Below are 24490 nucleotides of genomic sequence, written 5' to 3' on the forward strand. Positions count from 1 at the left end.
AAAAGTCCAAAACAGTTTGACCGAATCGGTACTTTCCTGCGGCAGCCCCAATCGTGCAGTTGCTGTTGTTGATATTCAAATGTGACTGCCCATAGGTTTATTTCTCGGCATTGATCTGAGCACGTATCTCCTCCAGGTTATCCATTACACTCGAGACTCCGCCGCCAAGCACAAGTTCCGCCAGAGACTGATTCACATAATATTCTTCCATCGCCGGCCCCAGGCCCTTGATCTCTTTGGTACATACCGCAAAGGTAAACTCGGACAGTTTATCCACTACCGGATCATCCGACGCGGTTCCTTTAACGGAAACTACAAAACCATGATCTGCATTAATCTGCTGCACTTCAGGACTGGTATATGTTTTTAATACTTCGACCGCTGCATCCGGATCTTTTACATTTGCCGGTATAAATAACCCGTCGGATCCTCCGGTTACTACATTTTCACTGCCCATAGAAGGCCAGGGAACGATCACTGCCTCGAAAGGAAGCGATTCGATTACAGAGCCGATTCCTGCGGCAACCTCAGCACACATGGCAGCCTTACCCTGGCTGAATCCTGCGCGGGACTCATCGGTCGTCAGTGTCACAGCGCCTTCTCCGGGATACATATATTCTTTATCATATAATTCTTTCGTGTTCGTCAGAGCTTTTTCAAAGACCGGATCCGAGCATTCTACTTCACCGTTGGCCACAGCCTCCAGTTTGCCTGCATCTTTCGCCAAACTCATCAGGCCATTTCCCCACATCCATGGTCCTTTCTGGTTATCCGTAGGATTCGATACCGGGAAAATTCCTTTTGCTTTCAGGCCTTCACAAGCTTTCTGGAAATCCTCCCAGGACCAGTAAGTGCCCTCCGGAAGTGCCACTCCCGCCTCTTCGAAAAGTTCCTTGTTCGCGATCAGGCAGGCGAAATTAGGCGTTGTGGGAACCGCATAGGTCTTGCCGTCTACAGTTCCGATACTCAGCATGTTCTCATCAAATGTATTTCTCCATGCGCCGCCGTCTGCATCCAGATAAGGTGTCAGATCCAGGCACATGTCTGAATCGGAAAAAGTACGGATATACATCGGCCAGTAGTTATAAATATCGCAGGGTTCATTGGATGCCACACCGGTACGGATTACCTGAGCCAGATTCCCCCAGTCTACCTGCAGGGATTCAATATTATATTGATCTGCCATTAATTCTTCCAGTTTTTCACAACTTTCTTCTCCGGAAGAATACTCTACGATTTTTCCGTAGAACTTGATATCTTTTTTGGTTCCGCCCGCAGCGTTGTTTTCCTTGTCGGCGGGTGCCTGCGTCTGTGGTGCATTCGCATCCGGCGTCTGCTCGGGTGAAGCTTCCTTGGCGCCGCATCCTCCCAGGCACATCGCCAGGGCCAGGACGAGGGCTAAGCCTTTCCATGTTTTCCTCATATCTTATCCTCCTAACATATTTTGGCTAAAACACCGGGCCTGTTTTAGATATCTCCGGATTCTGATATTCCGGTCCTTTCGTTCCGGCTCCGTATATTTTAACCTGGTTGTTGTTTACCTGATCATTTTAACAATCAATTTTCATTTCTCACATGGTAAATACTACGATATTATCCAATATCCAACGTTTCGAGCTGTGACCTGATCACCCTTTCACTCCGCCGCTTGTCAAACCCTGCACAAAATATTTCTGTACAAAACAGAAGAACACGATCAGAGGAACCATGATAATACAGATCGCTGCGCACATTGGACCCCAGTTCGTTCCAAACTGCGCTGAGAAGGATACCATTCCGATCGGGATCGTCTTCATCGTGGAGGAGGCCAGCACCACGGTCGCCCACAGAAGCTCTCCCCACCAGGAGACAAATACAAATACCGCGTTTGTCGCGATCGCCGGCAGCATCAGAGGGATTACGATTCTTCCGAAAGTCTGGATCTCGGTACATCCGTCGATTCTCGCTGCCTCCAGAAGCTCCGTCGGTATCGTATCAAAAAAGTTGCGAAATATGTACACGGTCATTGGCAATCCCCAGGCAATATACGGTATAATCAGTGAGATCCGGGTTCCGGTCATACCTAGATCCGAAGTGATTAAGTAAAGCGGCATGATGACAGACTCTGACGGCATCATCGTACAGGCCAGGATTGCCAGCATCAGCAGTTCCGCATATTTCAAGTGGAAGCGGGACAGCGCGTAGCCGGCCAATGCACCTGCCAACAGCGTCACAACCAGCACGATCCCCACAACGATCACACTGTTGACCATATATTTTCCGATATTCGCCGTGTTCCAGGCAGTCAGATAGTTCTCCCAGGCAAAGGTCTTCGGAAGCCCCCATATGTTGGTATAGAACTCGGAGGTGGATTTCAGCGACGTCACAATAACAAAGAGGATGGGGAATGCGACCACAAGAGAGTACAGAATTAACAGAATTCTGCTGATCATGCGCGCTCTGCCGTCACCTTTCCCATACCTGCTTTTGTTTCTTGCCGCAGAAACCGATAATTTCATCGTCTTAATATTAGTACTCATATGCTTCCCCCCTGAGAACTCTGCGAAGAATCACGACCAGCGCGATCACCAGCAGTGTAATAATCACTCCCTGGGCCGCTGCATAACCAAAATTCCCCAGGTTAAACGCGGTCTTCACCATATTTATCGGTACTACATAGGACACGGTTCCCGGACCTCCGCCGGTCATGATGGATACCACATCATAAGATTTGAAATTCACCGTAAGGGTATAAACAGCTGCCACCAGTACCGTGGGTTTGATCAGCGGAAGGATCAGGCTGAAGAACTGCCGGGGATAGCCGGCCCCGTCCAGCTTGCTTGACTCAAACACGGAAGCCGGAAGCATCTGCATCGCCGCGAAGCTTAACATCATAGTAAGTCCGCTCATCTTCCAGATGTTCACAAAGGCTATGCACCACAAAACCGTGTTTTTATTTTCCAGCCAGGCCTGAGTCATGCCTCCAAGTCCCACGGCTCTCAGGAAGTTATTGAGCAGTCCCATCTCAGGGTTGAAAAAGAAGGTAAACAGCAAGCCCACCACCGCCGTCGGCAGCATGACGGGCATAAATGCAATTAACCGGTAGAAGGCTCCCTCCTTCTGGTATACTTTATATACCAGGGCCGCCAGCAGGATCCCCAGCACCACCGCTCCCAAAGTGGAGACGGTACCTAAAAACAGTGAGTTTTTCATGCTCATCAAAGCGGTATGGTCTGTGAGAGCCTTGCTATAGTTTTGTATCCCCACCCACAGAGGATCATGGAATCCGTCCCATTTCTGAAACGAAAGTATTCCATTCCAGATAAACGGGACGTAAAGGGCATATGCGATAAATGCAAATGCCGGAAGTAAAAACAAGGCCGTCAGAATCCTGCGGTTTGTTTTTCCTTTTCTCATGGATTTTCCCATTTGTATCCATCCTTTCCTATTAGTTCGAAACGCATCCGCAAATGTGTGTTTCCTTACAAATCTATTATAGAAAAGGTGGTAACCAGCGTACATGGCTCCTGCAACGAAACTATCTGTTTTTCTACGATCCTATTTTTTTAAGTTCTCATAATTCTTACGGTATTCGGAAGGAGTTAATCCGGTCTCACTTTTAAATACGGTAGAGAAATGCTTGTAGTCTGAAAATCCTGTGGCCTCCGCTACCTCATAGGTCATTAGATTTGTGGTCCTTAGTATCCTCCCTGCATGCCTTACCCGAATTCTGGTAAGATATTCCACGAAGCTGATCCCCGCCTTTTTCTTGAAATTTGAGCTGAAATAGTTATTTGATTTTCCTAGATACCCTGCCACATCCTCTATGGTCAGGTGTTCCATATAATGATCGTTGATATAGATAAAAGCTTGTATAATGGAACTGTCAAATGTATTTTCAGAAAGGCTTAACTTCGGATCCCCACCGAAGATTAACTGATGAGCTTCCAGCCCTTTGGAAACCGGTGATCCCAGAATCGAACTTGCGCAATGGCTGGATTCGATCCGTGAAATACATTTTTTTACCACTTCCTTTAACTCTTCTATATTGATCGGTTTCAGCAGATACTCCGCCACCCCCAGCTTGAGCGCTTCCCGTGCGTACTCAAATTCCGCATATCCGCTCATAATAATTACCTGATAGGGTGTATAGTGAAGTCTTTTGACGATCTCAAGTCCGTCCATTTCCGGCATCCGTATATCGGTAAGTATTAGTTCGATACGGTGTTCCTCGCAGATTCTGCATGCCTCTTCCCCATCTCTTGCGGTGTACACGCTGTCGATCCCCAGCGACCCCCAATTCACGCTTTTGCTCAAGCCCATGCGAATATTAATTTCATCATCCGCGATCAAAAGTTTCATATTCCTCATCCTCCCCGCAAACATAGATCATCGGCAGATAAACCCAGATCGTTGTCCCCTCATTCCTCCTGCCGCTTATATGAATACCATAATCGTCCCCGTATTCCAGTCGGAGTCTGTCCTGTATATTTTTCAGAGCAAATGCCTTGTGCGTCTCGTCGGAACCGTCCAGGAACGCCCTGACTGCTTCTACGTCAATGCCGACTCCATTATCTTCTACCCGGCAGCAGATTTTTCCATGCGATTTTTCAATCGTTACTATAATCCTGCCGCCGCCCCGCTTGGGCTCTATTCCGTGTACCACCGCATTTTCCACCAGTGGCTGGATCAGCAGCTTAATCACCTTACAGTCTAGGATATCCGGATCCGCGGCAATCTCGAATTCCAGCGTATCCGGAAAACGCATTTTCTGCAATATGAGATAGCGCTCCAGATTCTTGATTTCCTCCCGGAAGGTAGTATGCTTTTCTCCCCGGTTCAGACTGTGCCGGAACAGGCCGGACATGGCTTCCAGACATTCGGCGATCTTCGGCTGATCTTCCATAACTGCCATCCAGCGGATGGAATCCAGTGTATTATACAAGAAGTGAGGATTGATCTGCATATGAAGATATTCCAGCTCCATTTCCCGCTCCGTAAGCTTACTCTTATATTCCCGCTCAATCAGATTACTGATATAATCACTCATCTTCTGCAGAGCTGTATTTAACTGACCGATCTCATCCCTGCATGTCGTGTGGGTGGAAATCTTGAAATTACCCTCGCGGTAATCCTGTACCTCCCTGGACAAGCTGGAAACCGGCCATATGATGCTTTTATACTGGACAATCATAAATACAGTGCCAAACAGCAATATAATGAGAATATTCACAGTTGTCAGACCAAACACTTCCCTCTGGCCGGTTAAAAAAACACTGCGGGGTTCTGCCCAAACCAGGGTCCACTGCGTCCCCGGTATTGTCTGATAAAAATATACTTTTCCGGCTTTTGCAAATCTACCCTGGCCGGTGAGTCCGGAAAAGCTCTCGTCACCTGATAGATTAGTTCCCAGCATAGACTTGTCTGTGGATGAGACGATATTTCCCTCTCCATCGAAGAGATACATCACCCCCTCCGGGGATTTTAGCCCGGCGTAGATGGATTCCAGATAGGTTTCATCCACCGTGATCCGCTCCATGCCCAACGAGCGCCCCAGTTGGGTCAGATCATTGACCATTCTCATCAGTGATACAACATATTCTCCGTCCAGATACTTCCTATAATAATCCGTCGGATATTTCTGCCTGTATGCGGCCGTCCAGAAAGGGGAACCCGACCGCTCTTCCACTCTGGTTATGTATGAATCATCCTCCTGATAAACCCGCAGTCCGTATTGGTAAATGATTCCAAATTGATCCGAGAGACTAACTGCTTTTATAAAATTCCTAGAATCCAATAGATCCTGTGCAGAAAAACCGGCCGCCAGGTTTTGACGGCTGACTGAGTTTAAGGAAGGATTACGGTATTCCTTTAACAAGTTCTGCACACTCTTATTACTTAAAATATTTTTGGATAAATACTCCATATCTCTGGTAAAATTCTCAACCCCGGTACCTATCTGGCTTAACAGTTCCTGCCTAGCCGCGCAGGCCTGTTTGAAATCATACGCACTGACAACTCCTCCTACCACGATAGCCACGATACTGATAGGAAGGATCAGAAGAAGAAGCATTGTCACACCGAATTTTGAAGATAGTTTCAGATTGCTCAGTTTTAGCATGCAGACACCCCCTTTTCCATAATGATAAATGGAAATTTTTAAATAATATATCGAAAATTCTACGATTTTTTATGTTTATCTACGATTTTATAAAAATATATAATTTTTTCCGGTGAGCCGGGAACGAACATGTCTGTCTTTCACACAAAAAAGACGCTGCCGCCCGGCTTAAACTCAGCCGGGTACAACGCCTTTTTTGAGAAGCAGTAGATAGTTTTAAAGTATAGTGGACATAAGTATCTTAGCATTATACATCCAAAAGAACTATATAATATTCTACGCAAATCATACACGATCTTACGATATCAGATTTTTATTTTACTACGTTCTCCTGCCACTCCTCTTTTGCTTCCTCCGTAATCGATGTGAAATCCTCGGTCTGTTTGATAAACGTAAGCTCCAGCGGCTTCTGGCTTCGGTAGATTCCGATCGTCACCGGGGTGTTCAGCGGAATCTCCTGGAAAGCCTCCAGGAAATCCTCCACATTTCCAATCACCCGATCCCCGATCCGCCGGATCACATCGCCGGTCCCAATGGGCAGCCCCAGCTTGCAGAACAGTCCCAAAACGTCCCGCTCCAGAATGAATACCCCCGACAAATCCGGCAGTCCGGCGGCCGAGCGCATGCCCTCCCCTGTGATATTCGACAGCAGTACATCATAGAACCGGACGGTCTGGTCTGTATCCACCTCGTCCACATAGACAAATTGGGGGGGATTCGGGGCATCCGGCCTTCCAAAGTCCTCATCCGACATGGGAAAGTTAATAAATCCCAGTTTCCGTGCAGGGGAATCTTCTCCGACCAGATAGTCTCCATGTTTAAAATCCAGGAATTCGGGGTCCGCCGTCACAGACTTGTAGTCCGGCTCCGGCAGGTCCAGAACCTCATTTCCCATATTCCAGTACAGGTTATGGGAGAAGAACGTGGTGGCTCCCTCATTGATGCACAGACTATTGCAGATCTTTCGGGAACAGATCACATTGGAATAAATGAGATCGTGATTGTAGGCAAAGCTCATATGATTCTCCAGGTTCGAGCCGATCAGCACATTATTATGCACCCGCCGGTCGAACCCGTCCCGCAATTTTATTCCCACGCCAATACACAGGTTATTATAGATATCATAGTTAGACGCTCCGTCGTCGATGTCGATCCCAAAGGCGTAAGTGGCATATACCCGGTTTCCCCGGATCACGGAGGTACTTCTCGCATCCAGCAGCGCAAACGCCCGCTTATCCCGTCCATAGTAGCCCATCGCGTCATGCTGCGGAACCGACCAGTACCGGTCCCGGCCCCAGCAGTTGATGGGACCGTGATCTGCCGTCTCCGTGACGCAGTCGAAGAGGTCGTTGCCTTCGATGACATGCCCGCCGAAAGTTCCGTCGTGCACATTGATACCGGCTCTGGAGGTGTGGTGGATCGTGTTCCTGCGCACTGTCACATATTCGCTGACCGACATGCAGACAGCGGCCGTCTGCTTCTCGTAGGTACCGATATCGAAAAAATAACTGTCTGCGATCGTGATGCGGCGCGGATATTCATCGGAAGCAGGACCCGGTGTAAAATCATGAATTTCAGTTTTATGGTTCTCCCCGTCATAGGTGGAAGCATCCCGCACCGCGCTCCTCTTTCCTATCACCAGGACTCCAGTGGCTCCTATGTGCAGGAAGCGGCAGTCTTCCACTTGATTTTCCTCATTATATCCCGACATGGTTACGGCATTTCCGCCGATATCCTCAAAAGAGCAGCCGAAAATCCGGATATCCTCCGCATTTTCCATAAACACCGCGCCGGAGCGCACCATTCCCCAGTCTCCACGGAGCGGCCGTTCATATTTTCCGGTAAATAAAGTCCGGTGTGTGCGGATCATGCCGATCCCTCGGATCGTAATATGTTTCTGCGGCGACCGGAAGGATTTTCCGGTAATCCTGATGAATTCTTCGGTAGTCACGACCCCATATTCCGCTCCTTTAAGCTCCAGTCCCTCCGGCGGGTAGTAGTACAGTTTTCCCGTTTCTTTGTCATAGTACCATTCGCCGGGCGCATCCAGCTCCTCGAAAATATTCTCCACCATGCGCTTAACCGCATGCATTTCATTTCCGCGGTTATTATCTCCCACCCATTCATACAGCAGCTCATCGTCCGCCGTTTTCCCGGTGATCCGATAGGAATTACCGCCCCATTCGGCGTGATGCAGTGCCCGGATATAACCGCCGGCCGGATTCTTCCAGCGGGCAACTCGTTCCTTGCTGATGGCGTCGGCCGCATAGCCGCCCAGAGTTTTTCCCGGTTCGTAGTTCGGGTACCTGGCCATGATCTGGCGTTCTCCATTTACATAAAAGGCATCCACCTTCCGGCCAGGGCCGATGTCCGCCGCCAGGACAGGGCCTTCATAGACCGTCCACTGAGGCGTAATCGGCGCCGCTCCGGTCATCACGGGGGTTTCATCCCGGTAGTTCGTAATTGTAAGGCGAATGCCGGTGCTCCCCAGTGTTTCTTCGTTCAGCTCGACCGGCGTATCTATGTAATAACTGCCCTGCCTGAGAAAGATATTGGCATTTTTATAGTTTCTGCTTTCCTCTTGAAGCCTTTGAACCGCTCTTTTAAGCGTGAGATAGGGATGTGTCAGACTTCCACAGGCGTCGTCAAAACCCGATGGCGATACATAGAGATTCAATTTCATGTCTGTCATTTATACCTGATTCCTTTCTCTAATCGTATTACGTTTGGAACTTATAGTATACTGTATGTATTAAGAGTGCATTTCCGTGTGATTCCGGAATTGGACAAGTATTATTACACTGTCTGCCACATTTACCGGATGTGCTCAGCCCTTGACCGCGCCGCCCGTCAGCCCGGCGATAAAGTATTTCTGGGTGAACAGGAAAAACAGGACAACCGGCACCAGAATGATACAGCTTGCCGCGCACAGCGGACCCCAGTCTGTCCCGGCGCTCTGTACAAACGCGGTGATTCCGAGCGGCAGTGTTTTAATGCTGGAGGTGGATAAGTCTACGGAAGCCCACAGCATCTCTCCCCACCAGCTTAAGAAACAGAAGATGGCATTGGTCGCAGTGGCGGGAAGCATCATGGGCATTACCACCTTGACGAAAGTCGCTGTCTCAGTGCAGCCGTCGATCCGGGCCGCTTCCATGATCTCCGTGGGTACCGTCTTGAAGAAATTCCGGTAAATATAGGTAGCAAAAGCCAGTCCCCAGCCAATGTATGGCAGAATCAAAGACAGATGGGTCCCCAGAATCTTCATCTTACTGGTCATCAGATACATGGGCATCAGTACAGATTCCGAAGGCAGCATGGTCAGCATAAAAATAACGATCATAACCGTATCCGCTTTTGGGATATCCAGTTTTGCCAGGGCATAACCTGCCAGTGCCGACAGAACTAAAGTCACAACCACCACTACGAATACTACGATAATACTGGACAGGAAATATTTTCCGATACTGGCGGTCATCCAGGCGTAGGTGTAGTTCGCCCATTCGTACACCTTCGGCAGCCCCCAGATATTATTATAAAAATCGTTGGTGGTCTTTAGGGAAGTCAGCAGCACGAAGATCATCGGGTAGATCGTGATCAGCACGAACACGATCAGAATGATGCGCACAAACCATTTGGCTATTCTTTCCCCCGGCTTAAAGGATTTGCTTTTCTTGACCGCGCCGCCCGGCGCTTTTGCCGATCTCGCATTAGAACTCATATTCTTCCCCCCTTAAGAAACGTTTTGCCAACAGTATACTGGCCATAACGACGATAGTGAAGATCACACCGGTCGCAGCGGATTCCCCGAATTTCCCATAGGAAAATGCCATCTTGGTCATATTGATCGGGACGGTCGTGGTCAGCGATCCCGGACCTCCCTGGGTCATTGTAAAAATCAGATCGTAGGATTTATACTGAGTTCCCAGCGTATTGATCGTCGCCAGCAGTATCATCGGTTTGATCAGCGGCAGCGTGATATACCGGATCTGTTTCCAGTAGGACGCTCCGTCCAGCATGGCCGACTCGTACAAAGATCCCGGTATTGTCTGCATGGAAGCGAAGCAAAGCAGCATCACCTGGCCGGCGCATTTCCAGACGGCGACAAAGATAATGCAAATCATAGCGGTGCTTTTATTCTGCAGCCATACATGATTGAGGCTCTCCAGACCGATCAGTTTCAGGAAATTGTTCAAAAGGCCCATCTCCGGATTATAAAAAAACGTGAACATCAGGCCGACTACCGCGGTGGGCAGCATGGCCGGACTGAACAGGACCAGCCGAAAAAAGGAACCTTCCTTTCCCGCAAGTTTGAACACTAACGTGGCCAGCATAAGGCCCACCAGAATCCCGCCGGTCGTGGATGCCAGCGCGTAATAGATGGAATTTCCAATACTCTTTAAGATCGCCGGATCCTTGAATACGGTCAGGTAGTTCTGGATTCCCCGGAATGTAATACTGCTGAAACCGTCCCATTTCTGAAAGGACAGAACCAGGTTCCAGACAAAGGGAACCACCGTCGCATAAAGAATGAATATCAGGGCCGGAGCCAGAAAGACGAATCCGGTAACCCGCCTGGTACGTATACTTTTACTTTTCCTCATTCTTATCACCTTCTTAATTTAATTATATATCAGCATTCTTATTGCAGGCCCTTCAGGCGGGGCCGCAGCCCAGGGCATAAAGATAGCAGGCAGCTACGGTCTACTACCTGCTATTTATGCACGCCTCTTTATTCACCTGCCTGTGCGCTCAAGCGCAGTTCTTCCAGTTTCTCTATCGCCGCATCCACTCCGCCGTTTAAGATCAGGTCGGGTATCAGGCTGTTCAGCCGGTAATCGTTCATCTCCGCCGGCCATACTACATCGGGTACGCAGGTTTCCGACTGGGCCACTACCGTTTTCACGAATTCGTCGCTGATCTGGACCTCTTTGTTTACCGGGATATAACCTTCCTGGGCATGGATCGACTGGATATCGGTCTGTGTATACGCTTTGATCACATCCACCGCGGCATCGATGTTCTTGCTGGTCTTCGGAACGAAGAAGCAGTTTCCCGCGCCGTTTAACGCCGGTATATCGGAAACACTGGGCCAGGGTATGATCACCGCGTCGATGCCGGATGCCTTTAATTCATCGGCCGTTACTTTCGCGCCTGCGCCGATGTCCGTCATCATGGCCAGCTTTCCCTGGGCGAAGGCCGCCTTTAGCTCATCGCTCTTGACGGTAACCGCGCCCTCTCCGGGATACATGTATCCTTCATCATAGAGGGATTTGATGTCCGTAAGGACCTTCTTGGTCTCTTCGCCCTTGAAAGACAATTCATGGTTTATGTAGGAATCATAAGTGTCCGCATTCAAGGTCTCTGAGAGCATAGCGGGCCGGAACAGCCACTCTCCATGCTGCAGATCGGATGAATTGGCAAAGGGAAACACGCCCGTATCCTTGATTTTCTTACATGCTTCTTTGAATTCTGGGTAAGTCCATTTTTCCGGAACCGTAACCCCCGCATCGTCCAGTAGTTTTTTGTTGCCTATGATAACGGTAAAATTGGATTCCCAGGGGATCGCCACAATCTTGCCGTCCACGGTGGCCGCCTTTAATTTGTCCTCCCCGATCTGGGCTTTCCATTCCGGATCCGCGTCCAGATAAGGGGTGAGATCCACGGCTGCGTCGGCGAAGGTGGCCATATCGTAGGGATTATAATTGTAGATATCGCAGGGATCTCCCGAGGCCAGACCGGTGCGGATGACCTTCTCTAAGTTCGCCCAGTCTACCTGGATTGCATCGATGTTGTATTTGTCCTTTACCTTTTCCTGCAGTGCTTCCACCATAAGGGGGCCGGAAGTATATTCGATGACTTTTCCGTAAAATTTTACGGTGGTTTTCTCCTTACTTTCTCCGGCGGGCGTCTGATTCACCTCATTGGCGGCCGGCTGTGAAGTCTCCTTGGGAGCGGCTTCCCCGCTCTGCGCTTTCTGTCCGCATCCGGCCAGAACCATGGACGCGCTCATGATTGCAGTCAGTATCGCCGCGATCGCTCTTCTTTTCATGCTCTCATCCTCCTTCTCATGTCCTTCTTGTTTCGTGCTTATTGTTTCTTGGGATGATTTTATGATACTATGGTTTCTTTTCTTCAGACAGGTGACAGATCTACGATTTCTTTTAAAATTCTACGATTTTTTCATCCCCGACGGAACCCCTTTTTCCTCCACCTCGATGCCTTTTGTCTTTCGGTATACGGAAGGAGGACAGCCCACGATCTTCTTGAATACCGTGGAAAAATACTTTTCGTCCCGGAAGCCGACCTTTTGGGCGATCTCGATCGTCAGTTCCGTAGAGGAATCCAGCATCCTGCAGGCCTGTTCCACCCGGTAGCGGTTCAGATATTCGGTAAAGGATACCTTCATTTCTTTTTTAAACAAGTAGCTGAAGTAATTCCTGGATTTATTTACATAAGCGGAGATGAAATCAACCGTAATATCCTCATGATAATGCGTGGAGAGATAGGCCACCGCCGCCATTACAGTCCCGCTCACCGCCTGATCCGCATGCTCCGACACCCCGCGCAGCACCAGATAGTAGAGATTACTGATCCACAGCTGGTATTGATCTAACGTGAATAGGTCCGGGACCTCCAGAAGCGTGGTTTTATTTTTCTCCAGGACGCTCTCCACATCCAGTCCGGTCTCCCGGATATGCCGGAACAGAAACTGCTTCAGCGTCAGGCACACTCCCTTGACCATATCGTAGGAGGACACCTTCCGCTCTTTCATCTTCTGGAACTGTTCCGCGATGTAATCCTGGGCTTTGTCATAATGAAATCCGATGATGTACTGCCGGAGCCGTTCTTCGTTCTCCATAATGTAGGGCGCTTCCTCCCGTCGAAGGCTGCCGTCGTATATGCTCATCGCACCGGTGCCCAGATACAGCCGGTGGTTTAGTTGTTTTAAACACTCCCGGCAGGCCGTGACCAGCTGACTTAGTGGATAGTTTTGGGATACTCCCACCGTTACGGAACCTATCTTTAATCCCCTCAGTTCTTCATTAATATCATTATGCAGTCTCCTGATTTGTGCGGTGACTTCCGCTCTGGAACGGCTGATATCCATCTTCGTAAAATACAGATATCTTTGGTTCAGCGTTAATAAAAAGCCGTTATGATCATTCTGCGCATAGGTTCTGAGTTTCTCCAGAAGCAGAGGCTCTCCCCGGGAAATCTCCCGCGCCTCCCTCGTGTCGAATTCAAACAGGCTGCTCAAAACCAAAGTCTGCCGGCCGAAACCCGTAAAAATCTCCAGCCGCTCCTGAAAGGTATCCTCTTCCAGGTTCTCCGTCAGGATATGTTGTACGATCTCATCTATCAACAAGCTTTTCTGCCTCTCGATCTGCTCCTTCTCCTGCTCATGGAATTCATCCATAAGCCGGGTGATCAGCTCCGTCAGCTCCGTCAGGCGGATGGGCTTTAGCAGATAGTCGACCACACCGATGTTGATCGCCCTTTTCGCATACTCAAATTCAGAATAGCCGCTCAGAATGACGATCCGAATAGTATCATCCCATTCCTTGGCCTTTTGGGCCAGCTCCAGCCCATTCATGCCAGGCATTCGGATATCGGTGATCAGGATACGTACCGGATCCTCCTTAAGGACCTTAAGCGCTTCGATCCCATTTGGCGCTGTGACCACTTTCGTAATTCCGAAATTTTTCCACGGAATCCCCTTTTCAATCCCCATTCGGATCTGTACTTCATCATCCACGATTAGTAATTCCACATCCACTTTTGCCACCTCTTTTCTGCTGCAGTGACCAGAGACACTGGAAGAGCAGCATGCCAGTAATATTATCTCTGTATCTATTCTATCGATAAAACCGCAGGGAGAGAAGTCTGTAAAACTACGATTTTATATAAATTTGTACGATATTCAAATTTAATCTCCGGGTTTATACCTCCGGCAGACTATCGCTTGGAATGGTATGGCTCTCTTGACTGCCACCTTCAGCCATCGTTAATATCTTCGGCAGCCGGACCTCCACTCTGGTACCTATCTCCGGTTCAGACGTAAAGTGAATTCCGTAGCATACACCGTATTTAATCTTAATTCTCTCATCGATATTCTTAAGTGCAAAGGCGTTGTGTTCTTCCTCCGGCTCCTGCAGATAGTGGTTGATCCTGTCCTCATCGGTGCCGACTCCGTCATCCTCCACCACATACAGAAGCGTATCCTCTTCGCTGCTGATATCCACCGCGATTCTGCCGCCTTCGACCTTATCCTCCAATCCGTGCACGATCGCATTTTCCACTAAAGGCTGCAGGATCAGCTTTAAGACCTTACATTCTTCCAGGCCCTCTTCCATCCGGATGTCTACCCGGATCCGGTCACCGAACCTGTTTTTCTGAATTAGAATGTAACTCTTCAGATGTTCCACCTCCTGCGCTACGGTGACGATCTCTCTTCCGGAACTGAGAGCGTGACGGAAAATATCCGATAACGCTTCCACCTGCTCGGCGATCTTCTCCTGTCCGTCAACCACGGCCATCCACCGGATACTGTCCAGGGCATTGTACAGAAAATGAGGATTGATCTGACTCTGCATATATTTTAATTCAATCTCGCGCCTCTTAATCTCATTGATGTACTGGTTCTGGATCAAATCCTGGATATAGTCCACCATACGGGACATATTCCGGTTCAGCTCGCCGATCTCATCGTGGCTGTCACTGTAGATCGGCACTTTGAAATGTTCTACCTGGAATTGCTTCGCGTCCTGAGAAAGTTTTACCACCGGCGCAATCATTGTTCTGCGCTGCATCAGCATGAAACTGAGACCGAAGATCAGGGTCAGGACAATGCACAGCAGAATAATCGTGTTCACTGCATTATTGCTCTGGAACAGAGTATCCGTCGGCTCGATCTTGACGACGCGCCAGCCCACCTGGGCAATAGGATAATAAGTGATGACTTCACCGCCCCGTACCAGATAACCGGAAGCATCATCCGGGATTTCTTCCTCCCGAATCCGTACGAAATTTTTACCCAAGCTGGCCCGGTCTGAAGATGATAAGATGTTTCCTTCCCGGTCCAGTATATAAATGCTGCTCTCTTCACCCATAATTCCCCGATACTGCTCCAGCAGTGCGGCTTCATCTACGGTCAGTCTTTCATAGGCAATAATCTGTAGTGTATCATAATCGTTTACCGCCCGCAGCATATACAGTTTATTATAAGGAGCCCCATAGCTTGTCGTCGCTCCTTCATGAATCCCATTCCATATGGGAATTCCCCCCAGCTCATCTAAGACCGGCACGAACTGACGGTCCTCCTGCATCACGTAATCCCCAAATTGGTAAATGATATCCTTCTCATTAAAAATAGAAATACTGCGGATATTGTTCCGTGATTCCAGTTCCGAACGAATCTGAAAGGCTGCATCTACCCGCTGTTTTTCGATGTCCGTGCTGGATGCTCCCTGGTTGTACATCCTTATTAATCTTTGCACCTGCTGATCGGTTCCGATGTTCAGGGATACGAACTCGATATCATTGATTAAATTTTCGATACCGGCCTGGGTCTGTTTCAGGATTTCCAGATTAATCTCACAGGTCCTGGTGTTGAGCCTGGTTCGCACACTATAGTTCACCACAAACAGCAGGATGACCAGCGGTATGATCAGAAATACGCAGAGACTTGCCATGAACTTCTGGCTGATCCCCAAATCTTTGATCCATTTCTTTACTCTTCTAATCACAATTTCCTCCAGTGCCGCTTTACTGCGGCTATATTCAGGTACGGTGTATCCATTTCCTCCAGTGCCGCTTTACTGCGGCTTATTTCAGGTATCTCAAAATAGGTTTATTCCGCCTGTAATCGGATCTGCTCCATCTGTTCCATAACTGCCTCCGTTCCATTTCCTAGAATCAGTTCTGGAATCAGTTTTCTTCCCCGGTAGGTTTCCATATCCCGGTTCGGCGGATCTTCCGCATAGATCATCCTGGTCTGATCCATCATAACCCGGATCATTTCATCCCCGGTCTCCACGAAAGTATTGGCAGGGATATAGCCATATTCCGCATGTATGGACTGTATATCCTGATCTGTAAATTCCTTGATCACTTCCATCGCTGCATCCGGGTTTTTACAGTTTTTTGGTATGAAAAGACCGTTATCACCGCTATGAACAGCATCTGCTTCTCCCGCTGCAGGCCATGGAACCAGACAGACCCGGACGCCGTTTTCTTCCGCCTCTTTTGCCATGGCGACCGCGCCGGCAGCGGCATCCGTCATCATTGCCAGTTCTCCGTTTAAGAAGGCCGCCTTGATCTCGTCGTAACCAGCTGTAGCCGCACCTTCCCCCGGGAACATATAGCCCTTGTCATACAGAGTCTTTATGGACTCCAAAGCTTCTCTGTTCTCTTCCCCTTCAAAGGACAGATTTCCGTTCTTATATTCTTCATAGGTTCCCGCGCTCAGGGTGGTGGACAGTATGGCATTCCGGTACAGCCAGCTCCCATGTCCACGGTCAATAGAGTTAGCAAAAGGATAGATTCCCAAAGCCTTTATTTTTTCACACTCCGCGCAAAAATCTTCATACCTCCAGGAATCAGGGATCTCTACCCCTGCTTTTGACAGAATTTCTCTGTTCGCCAGAACCACAGGGAAATTGTATTCCCACGGTACAATCAGAATTTTACCGTCTATCATGCATTTCTGCCACTCATTCTCCCTGAATCTGGAAGCAAATTCAGGATCGTCCTGTACATATGGAGTTAGATCCAGCGCCATATTGCAAAACAGTTTCATTTTATGGATCGGATACTGATAGATGTCGGACGGTTGTCCTGAAGTGATCCCTTGGATGATCTCCTCTTCCAAAGCTCCCCAATCCACCACTTCAGGGACTACATCAATCTGATTCTTACATTTTTCTACCAATGCTTCCGTCATAAGCGGACCGGAAGGATAATCAATTACCTCACCATAAAAACGTATTTGAACTCTCTCCTGGACTTCCCGTTCCACTCGCTCCTCTGCATTTCTGCCACATCCAAACGTCTGCAACAGGCCCGCCGCTGCTAGCAGCACTATAAAATACCACATTTTTCTGTTCCGCATACTTTTCCCCCCTAAAATCAGTCTTTCATGCTTCCTCCCCAAAGGTCCCATTTCAGTATCATACGCATATTCTTCATATGCCTTACCCGGCTGCTCCGTCCGCTGCAGCTTAGTTCTCTTCATATGGAAATCTTACTTCCACCCTGGTGCCCACGTCAACCTGCGAACAAAAAGTCAAGCCGTATCGATCACCAAACCTTAATTTAACACGTTCATCAATGTTACACAGAGCAAAAGCTTCTTCTCTGTCCCCTTCCCGTGTCAGATACCTTCTAATCCGCTCCTCATCGGCTCCCGCTCCGTTGTCCTCCACTACGTAAACTATGACCTGCTGATCTCTGTATATAGCTATCCGTATAATACCTCCCCTGCGCTTCTTCTCCAGACCATGTATACAGGCGTTTTCCACCAACGGCTGCAGGATCAATCTCAAAACCGGATACTGTTTAAGTTCCTCCTCCACTTGAATCTCAATGTTTATCCTGTCCCCAAACCGGTTCTTCTGTATGAGAAGATAACTCTTCAAATGCTCCACCTCGCTGCTTACCGTAGTCAGCTCCGCACCGGAATTCAATGCTTGGCGGAAGATATCGTCCAATGCGTCCACCTGCTCCACAATGTCCTGATTTTCACTTTTTTCTGCCATCTGCCGGACGCAGTCCAGCGCGCCATAAAGGAAATGCGGATTTATCTGATTTTGTATCAGGCGCAGCTGTGCTTCTTTACTTGCAATATTCATCTTATACTGATCCCGTATCAGCCGCTTAATGTAATCAACCATTTCTATAAGCGCTGCATTCAGCTGGCCGATCTCACCCCGGCTGTCGTCGACGGCCGGAATTTCAAATTCGTCATTCCATTCTATAGATACCGCGTAGGACAATTTTCCAAGAGGAATCAGAATTGTTCTTCGTTCGAACACAAGAAAAGCAGCCGCAAAGATCAGTATAAACAGGAAGCACATCATAAAAGCCTGATTTACCGAAGCGCTACTGCGCAGCACCTGATTTGCCGGATCTATTTTCACCACAAGAAGGCCTGCCTGTTCTATGGTGTAGTAGGCAGCGACCTGTTTTCTGCGGATCAGATAGCCTTCTCTGCCCGATAAATCAGGCTCCGGCAGAAGTGGGAAATCCAGTCCGATCATATCCCCACGGCTGGATGACATGACTTTGCCGTTATGATCCAGTACATATATTGTACCTGCCGTTTCCGCTATTCCCGAATACAGCTTTCTAAACGCCGCCTCATCGACGGTGAACCGTTCATAAGCAAGGGGGGACGTATCGGTATGGCAGTCAGGATCCCGGATCGCCCGGTACATATACATTTTCTGATAGGGAGCTCCGTAGACATTGGTTTCCCCCTGGAATTCCGACTGCCAAATTGTCCTCCCTTCCATGCTCGTCATCTCCGGGACCATGCCCACGTCTTCTCTTACCACATGATCTCCCGCCTGGCATATGATTCTGTCTTTTGTAAATATGGACACATTGCGGATATAGCTTCTCGTCTTTACACCGAATTCGATCTGAAACTGTGCATCCGCCTGCCGGATCAAGTCTGTGGGATCTGCGGTGATCGCCTTTTTCACCTCCGGATTCATCGCCATGTCCAGAGATATATTTTCAATGTCCATGATAAAATTCACTATTCCGGATTTTGTCTGTTTCAGGCTTTCCAGCGCCCCCCGGCAATCTTGTTCGTTCAAACTGCCTCTGAACTGTACATTTACGAATATAAGCAGAATACCCAGCGGCAGTAGCAAGAGCAAGAACAGTCTAAACAGGAATTTTTTATGGATACCCTGGTTTTGGAACCGATCTCTTATACCTCTCATTCGGTAATCCTTTCTATTCTTTCCCGCCCCTTTTCCGGTACACCGAAGGCGAAAAACCGGTGACTTTCTTGAAGACCGACGAAAAGTAACTCTCCTCCAAAAAGCCCACCTCCCGTGCCACTTCTCCTGTCAACATCGAAGTGGTATCCAAAAGCACTTTGGCCTTCTTCACCCGATATCTGTTCAAATATTCGCTGAACGACTGATTCATCTCTTTTTTAAATACATAGCTAAAATAATTACCGGACAAATGAACATGTTCCGCCACCAGATCCCGGTTGATTTCGTTTCGGTAATTGGCACTGATATAGGATAAAGCAGCGATAACCGCGGGGGTGTTCCTGTTTTCTCCACTGTCCGCTACCTGTGAGAGGATTTCTGCATAACGATTCTGCATCCATTCAGAATACTGCTGCAGTGTAATCAAATCCGGTATCCTTAGGAGGCCGCCTTGTTCTGTCTGTAAAGATTTCACATCCACGCCTATGCTTTGCAGATTTCTGACTAGTAGCGTTAACAGGTTATGGCATATTCCTCTCACGATATCGTAAGATGTGAGCTTAGCTTTTTTCATCTCTTCAAATCGTAATTGAATCAATCTGCAGGCCTTTTCTTTTTGCAGGCCGGTCACATACCGGCCCAGCAAGTCTTCATCCTTTACGATGAACACTTCCTTATCGTACTCCGGCTGATACTGCGCTCCATCGATCAGAACCTCTGCCCCCATATATAAACGCCTGTTCAAATACCGTTCGGTTTCTGTCTGCACTTCAAACAATTTATAAAGAGAAGCCGGGTTGGATATGGCTGCTGACAGTGTTGCTATTTCTTTCTCCTTTGCCTTTCGGTTCCACTGGCTTAACATCTGCTGAATTTTAATGCACACCTTATCACGGGATTTCTTCATGTCCAGACAGCAGACTGCGACATATCTGCTTTCCGTGTGAAACAGATACTCCTTCTCCTGTTCCCGGATCACCTGTTTTAATGCTTCAGCAGCAGAAATTATGGCTGGCTGTCCGACATCGAGCCGGTCAAAAGCAACTATGGCGCAAACGATTTTCCCCTCCAGCGGATGCCTCGTATAATCCGACAGAATTTGGCTGACGCAGGTGCTTTTTCGGATCATCCCGGACTCGATCTGCGCTCTCCAGTATGCCCTTTGTTCGGATTCCTTCTGTTTTTCTCTCTCATCTGCCTCCCGGGTCAGATGAGTAACCAGCTTTTTTAATTCCTCCAGTTTAATGGGTTTCAGCAGATAGTCCTCGACACCTATTGTGATTGCCTTCCTGGCATACTCAAAATCTGAATACCCGCTGAGGATCGCAATTTTTATATCACTTTGTAATTCTTTCGCTTTGTGAGCCAGCTCCAGGCCGCTCATTTCCGGCATCCGGATATCAGTTATCATGACCTGAATCTTATGCTCGTTTAGAATCTCCAGCGCTTCGAAACCATCTGCCGCTGTCCACAAATGCGTGACTCCATATTCCTTCCAGGGGATCGCTTTCACGATTCCCTCCCGGATCATTCTCTCGTCATCCACGATCAGAAGCTGTATATCCATGCTTTTTATCCCCCCGGATTATGGTAATTCTTTCTTTATCCTGCATAAATGATATTAATTATAACATATATGGTGGAATTTAAATATTCTGATAATTTTACAGTTTTTGGTAAATACCTAATATATTTAGATTTACAAATTGAATATTTAAACGGTGTAATCTATTCTTTGTTTACGTATACTCCAAATGATAGTTTTAAATCTTTATATCCTAATACAATTTTGTAGTTGAGATATTAGAATAGCAGGTATTAATAATCATTTTCCGTATAATATTATATATTTCGATTGTCTGCTTAACAATCTGATGTCGTGATGGCATATACCACGTGTCTATATCCAAACGGCATATACCCTTGTTGAAGAAAATATCATAATAAATAGTACATGTTACTACTTTTACCGCCATTGAATCGAAATCTATTTTCTTTTTTTATGACTCCTGATTTTTCGAGATCTCCTATTCCTCTTATAACAGTTCTCGTGGAAAGCTTCAAATCATTGGCAATTGTATGAACGGATGGAAAACATCTCCCCTGTTTATCCGCCCTGTCTCTTAAATACATATAAATCGTTATCGCCCGATGAGGCAAGTCCATCTCATAGATTTCTCTTTTCATAATCATAGCCAATCTCCTTTACATTATTTCGTCCTTATAACTTTTGTTTCCCTCGTTTCATTTCTATCTAAGTATTCCTCCTCCTTACTAATCCTGGGGGGATAAGACAGTAAAATCGCATACTCCATCTCTTTCTTGTTCGAATACTCTACCTTCCTGGCCGCCCGCTCTTCAATTTCATATGGTTCCTCGAAATGTATTCCCCAGTCCAGAAACAGTTTCAACCGGCTTCTCATCGGGTAACAACCCGTTTTCATCACAATGAAACTTCCTTTTGGCATAGCCTTCAACTCATCCGAGGTCATTAATGGCCGTTCAATCATCTGCAGAGATTGACTTTTCTCCCCTTTCCCCGATGAAACCGACCCGCTAAGTACCGTCTGTTTTCCGAGATTATTACTCATTACCTCCGCCGTCTTAGAATTAGGAGCAAATCCACCAAACATCGTAAGCTGACAATTATCTCCGATGATCTCAGCCCCTTCTCTTCCATATGTCTTTTCCAGCTGGCTCAAACTCTGGATAATTGCAACGATTGAAATTTTTCTGGAACGAGCGGCTGAAAATATCATCTCCAGATTCTCTATTCTGGGAATCGTGCCCAGTTCATCCGCATAGATAATTACCCTATCATTCAAAGCACCGCCTTGCCCGTCAGCAATTGTGAGAAGTTCTCTGTAGATTTGTTGAATAATCAAAGAGATCAGGAAATGTTTCGTTGCATCTTCCTCTGGTAGTGTAAGATAGATTGCCGACTTTTCTTCACAAAACAATTCCATATCTATTCCCGTATCAAAACAGAGCACTTGTTCAAGTTCTGAATCAATGAAGGAATTTAATCTGGATAATGCGGTAGACAATACCGATGCCATTGCCTGGTCACCTGAATTCAGGGCAGCCCCTGCCAACCATTTCGCCTTATGGTTTTCCGGCAGCATATCCATTAAAAGCTGGAACTTACTTTTCCCTTTCACCTTTGAGGGCCCCAGTAATTCCTGTATTATCTTAAACACAGACACAATATGCCGTTTCTGTTCTCCACAGAATTCCACAATCAATAAGATCGCAGACGCGATCAGTCCCTCCGCCGCTTCATAAAAATAGGCATTTTGCCCAAGACCGCCTACGTCTACTCCTGAAGTCACAATCGTCTTTGCTGTAATTTTCGCAAACTTCTCGGTCTTTGCCTTATACTGAATATTCCCAGTAGCCCGGTACAATTCCATATACTTATTCACCAAATAAAGCATGTTATAGCCATCGCTTCGGGTCGGGTTACGAAGATCTATCACATAAATATGATAGCCGTAATATTTTTTAGCAATGGCAGCGGTGTTTCGGTACAAGTCCCCTTTGGTGTCTGTCGTTATAAAACTCATGCCGGCCGCACAGGCATACTCCAGATTTGGGTACAAAAAAAAGGCCGTCTTACCTATTCCACTGGCCCCAATAAGTAAAGTATGAACATCCCCGTTATCAACGAGAGCATATGTTTTTCGTTTGATGTCCTGGCAGCCTACAATTAATCCTTGTATCTTTGGAAGTTCTATGCCTTGCCTCCAGTTATCCGGTTCATATAATATTCGTTTGTAGTAACTATTAATTTCCTTTTTATCTGCAAACCGCGCTGTTCCGTATTGACCATTACCAACTTTTCTGGATTTAATCCGGTCCAAAGAATAATTACTCCCTAAGTAAACTATAAGGCCAACAATTGAAAAGATTACGAAACATGCAAAAAGTAATATCCATTGATTGTTTGGCGTATTATCACCTCCTACTATTAATCATCTAATCTTATTTACTGTATAATTTCTATTCGAGGTTCCATACTTTTGATCTGATCCATTTCATCTGAGTAACTGTTCTCCTGTACAATAGATCTTGTTAGTAATGCATCTATTTCTATCTTGATAGACAAATCTGCTATGCTTCTTAAATTACAATGGAGATTATCCATTACCTCCTCCGTACCAGAAACTTCTTTCCAGATTAGCCCTAAAGTATTTTGCACCAGCCTTTTAAGTTCTGTTTCTTTCGTCTTAAGGAAACTTTTATCTTTGTAAGCCCGGTAGCCACATATCAATTCTTTCTGTATGTCTTGAAATATAGTAAAGCCAGTAATTTTATGTGATATTTCGAAGGCTCTGGCCGCCATCCTCATTGCGCATGATGCTAATTGCCCATAATTCTGTTCTTTATAATTTTTCCAGAGTTCCGTTGCTCCCTTCTTGATATCTCTACATGGTACATATACGATTTTATTTACTGCTTGATTATATAGCGTAGGTTTTGGGTGATCTACACCTACGATTGGCTTTTCGCCATGATGTGCTTTTAAGTCCTCATTCCAGTCTTTATATACTGGAATTATTTCGTTAATACGCACGTTAGCTTCTGACAGTATGTCTGTTATCCTCTCATTTGCCTCATATCCTCCCAGATCATGATCAAGACATAAATACACCGTTTTAATATTCGGATTCATTTTCAGTACATAAATAATTGAGTGTTCCGATGTTCCACATAAAGAAACATAATTTTGCTTATTCCACTCACTCATATGCAGAGTAATATAAGACAGCAGATCTACCGGCGCCTCAAATACATATAAGCTGTCTCCTCCACCACAATATCGAAAAGAGAATCTGGGATCAGATCCTACAGCATTAATTTTAAAACTATTTTTGCCATAACTGTTTGTCCCCTTCAGATGTATGTGACGGGCCTCCCCTTTTTCATTCATACCCACAAAAACAACATTATGATGTTCGGATTCCTCATAGAGTGTCCCTTGATTCCAGAAAAAACGTACAACCTCCGGGGAAATATGTCTGCATTTTGTAAGATACGCATATGCTCTGTTCATATCACAATTTTTCATTGGTAATTCTAATTTTTTTAGTTTTTCATCTTTCACTTTATATACAGTAGCTGCGCTTATTTCAGGAGCTTCACCACTAAGCAATTCTTCGACCGCTTCCTGAAAAGTCATTCCCATATTTATTCGTAAAAAATCAATTGCTTTAGAACCAACTGCCTTTTTAAAATCATACCATTCAAATCCTCTGACTGTTATACTATCATGTTCTCCTTCCGCATCGTGGTATATCCAGCGATATTCCACACCACACTTTTTAAAACGTTCTCCTCTGCGCATGAGAAAACTGACCAGATCTATATGATTTGCCCGGTAAAGTTGTTCGTCCGAATATTTCTTATACATGTACGCATACGCCTCTTTTCATGATTT

General features: G+C 46.8%; 17 protein-coding genes. All 17 read right to left on the minus strand.

What is annotated here, in order from left to right; genetic code table 11:
* Window positions 1-97: 97 nt before the first annotated feature.
* Window positions 98-1423, minus strand: a complete 1326-nt coding sequence (locus ABC831_RS04115; RefSeq protein WP_343246976.1) for an ABC transporter substrate-binding protein — start codon at window positions 1421-1423, stop codon at window positions 98-100.
* 205 nt (window positions 1424-1628) lie between these two features.
* The gene (locus tag ABC831_RS04120; RefSeq protein ID WP_343246977.1) at window positions 1629-2519 is read right to left on the minus strand and encodes a carbohydrate ABC transporter permease; all 891 of its coding nucleotides are present in this window, start codon (window positions 2517-2519) and stop codon (window positions 1629-1631) included.
* The gene (locus ABC831_RS04125) at window positions 2509-3408 is read right to left on the minus strand and encodes a carbohydrate ABC transporter permease (protein ID WP_343246978.1); all 900 of its coding nucleotides are present in this window, start codon (window positions 3406-3408) and stop codon (window positions 2509-2511) included. The genes ABC831_RS04120 and ABC831_RS04125 overlap by 11 nt, the downstream gene beginning before the upstream one ends.
* A gap of 129 nt (window positions 3409-3537) precedes the next feature.
* Window positions 3538-4341 (minus strand): response regulator transcription factor, encoded by an 804-nt coding sequence (locus ABC831_RS04130; protein ID WP_343246979.1) that lies wholly within the window; start codon window positions 4339-4341, stop codon window positions 3538-3540.
* Window positions 4319-6100 carry a sensor histidine kinase gene (locus ABC831_RS04135; protein ID WP_343246980.1) on the minus strand — a complete coding sequence of 594 codons (1782 nt, stop codon included), beginning with the start codon at window positions 6098-6100 and terminating at the stop codon, window positions 4319-4321. Before ABC831_RS04135 ends, ABC831_RS04130 begins: the two co-directional genes overlap by 23 nt.
* A 313-nt stretch (window positions 6101-6413) precedes the next feature.
* Window positions 6414-8792 (minus strand): right-handed parallel beta-helix repeat-containing protein, encoded by a 2379-nt coding sequence (locus tag ABC831_RS04140; RefSeq protein ID WP_343246981.1) that lies wholly within the window; start codon window positions 8790-8792, stop codon window positions 6414-6416.
* 135 nt (window positions 8793-8927) lie between these two features.
* The gene (locus tag ABC831_RS04145; protein ID WP_343246982.1) at window positions 8928-9818 is read right to left on the minus strand and encodes a carbohydrate ABC transporter permease; all 891 of its coding nucleotides are present in this window, start codon (window positions 9816-9818) and stop codon (window positions 8928-8930) included.
* Window positions 9808-10701: a carbohydrate ABC transporter permease gene (locus ABC831_RS04150; RefSeq protein WP_343246983.1), complete on the minus strand. Its 894-nt coding sequence runs from the start codon at window positions 10699-10701 to the stop codon at window positions 9808-9810. Before ABC831_RS04150 ends, ABC831_RS04145 begins: the two co-directional genes overlap by 11 nt.
* 128 nt (window positions 10702-10829) lie before the next feature.
* Window positions 10830-12149 carry an ABC transporter substrate-binding protein gene (locus ABC831_RS04155; protein WP_343246984.1) on the minus strand — a complete coding sequence of 440 codons (1320 nt, stop codon included), beginning with the start codon at window positions 12147-12149 and terminating at the stop codon, window positions 10830-10832.
* A gap of 120 nt (window positions 12150-12269) precedes the next feature.
* Window positions 12270-13886 (minus strand): response regulator transcription factor, encoded by a 1617-nt coding sequence (locus tag ABC831_RS04160; RefSeq protein WP_343246985.1) that lies wholly within the window; start codon window positions 13884-13886, stop codon window positions 12270-12272.
* A 154-nt stretch (window positions 13887-14040) separates the two neighbouring features.
* Window positions 14041-15846, minus strand: a complete 1806-nt coding sequence (locus ABC831_RS04165; protein WP_343246986.1) for a cache domain-containing sensor histidine kinase — start codon at window positions 15844-15846, stop codon at window positions 14041-14043.
* Between the two features lie 104 nt (window positions 15847-15950).
* Window positions 15951-17210: an ABC transporter substrate-binding protein gene (locus tag ABC831_RS04170; RefSeq protein ID WP_343246987.1), complete on the minus strand. Its 1260-nt coding sequence runs from the start codon at window positions 17208-17210 to the stop codon at window positions 15951-15953.
* A 109-nt stretch (window positions 17211-17319) separates the two neighbouring features.
* Window positions 17320-18921, minus strand: a complete 1602-nt coding sequence (locus ABC831_RS04175) for a sensor histidine kinase (RefSeq protein WP_343246988.1) — start codon at window positions 18919-18921, stop codon at window positions 17320-17322.
* 142 nt (window positions 18922-19063) lie between these two features.
* Complete coding sequence (locus ABC831_RS04180; protein ID WP_343246989.1) at window positions 19064-20617, minus strand: response regulator transcription factor; 1554 nt, start codon at window positions 20615-20617, stop codon at window positions 19064-19066.
* A gap of 371 nt (window positions 20618-20988) precedes the next feature.
* Complete coding sequence (locus ABC831_RS04185; RefSeq protein ID WP_343246990.1) at window positions 20989-21243, minus strand: helix-turn-helix domain-containing protein; 255 nt, start codon at window positions 21241-21243, stop codon at window positions 20989-20991.
* Between the two features lie 17 nt (window positions 21244-21260).
* The gene (locus ABC831_RS04190) at window positions 21261-22961 is read right to left on the minus strand and encodes a VirD4-like conjugal transfer protein, CD1115 family (protein WP_425524564.1); all 1701 of its coding nucleotides are present in this window, start codon (window positions 22959-22961) and stop codon (window positions 21261-21263) included.
* A gap of 77 nt (window positions 22962-23038) precedes the next feature.
* Window positions 23039-24463, minus strand: coding sequence for a DUF3991 and toprim domain-containing protein (locus tag ABC831_RS04195; RefSeq protein WP_343246991.1), 1425 nt, complete (start codon window positions 24461-24463; stop codon window positions 23039-23041).
* Between the last annotated feature and the right edge of the window lie 27 nt (window positions 24464-24490).

It is taken from the genome of Diplocloster hominis, assembly GCF_032380655.1.
In the GTDB taxonomy this organism is placed as follows: domain Bacteria; phylum Bacillota; class Clostridia; order Lachnospirales; family Lachnospiraceae; genus Diplocloster; species Diplocloster hominis.

Excerpts from the sequence above, each read along its gene's own strand:
- ABC831_RS04115 (WP_343246976.1), bottom strand. The coding sequence starts at position 1,423 with ATGAGGAAAACATGGAAAGGCTTAGCCCTCGTCCTGGCCCTGGCGATG.
- ABC831_RS04120 (WP_343246977.1), bottom strand. The coding sequence starts at position 2,519 with ATGAGTACTAATATTAAGACGATGAAATTATCGGTTTCTGCGGCAAGA.
- ABC831_RS04125 (WP_343246978.1), bottom strand. The coding sequence starts at position 3,408 with ATGGGAAAATCCATGAGAAAAGGAAAAACAAACCGCAGGATTCTGACG.
- ABC831_RS04130 (WP_343246979.1), bottom strand. The coding sequence starts at position 4,341 with ATGAAACTTTTGATCGCGGATGATGAAATTAATATTCGCATGGGCTTG.
- ABC831_RS04135 (WP_343246980.1), bottom strand. The coding sequence starts at position 6,100 with ATGCTAAAACTGAGCAATCTGAAACTATCTTCAAAATTCGGTGTGACA.
- ABC831_RS04140 (WP_343246981.1), bottom strand. The coding sequence starts at position 8,792 with ATGACAGACATGAAATTGAATCTCTATGTATCGCCATCGGGTTTTGAC.
- ABC831_RS04145 (WP_343246982.1), bottom strand. The coding sequence starts at position 9,818 with ATGAGTTCTAATGCGAGATCGGCAAAAGCGCCGGGCGGCGCGGTCAAG.
- ABC831_RS04150 (WP_343246983.1), bottom strand. The coding sequence starts at position 10,701 with ATGAGGAAAAGTAAAAGTATACGTACCAGGCGGGTTACCGGATTCGTC.
- ABC831_RS04155 (WP_343246984.1), bottom strand. The coding sequence starts at position 12,149 with ATGAAAAGAAGAGCGATCGCGGCGATACTGACTGCAATCATGAGCGCG.
- ABC831_RS04170 (WP_343246987.1), bottom strand. The coding sequence starts at position 17,210 with ATGCGGAACAGAAAAATGTGGTATTTTATAGTGCTGCTAGCAGCGGCG.
- ABC831_RS04180 (WP_343246989.1), bottom strand. The coding sequence starts at position 20,617 with ATGGATATACAGCTTCTGATCGTGGATGACGAGAGAATGATCCGGGAG.
- ABC831_RS04185 (WP_343246990.1), bottom strand. The coding sequence starts at position 21,243 with ATGATTATGAAAAGAGAAATCTATGAGATGGACTTGCCTCATCGGGCG.
- ABC831_RS04195 (WP_343246991.1), bottom strand. The coding sequence starts at position 24,463 with ATGTATAAGAAATATTCGGACGAACAACTTTACCGGGCAAATCATATA.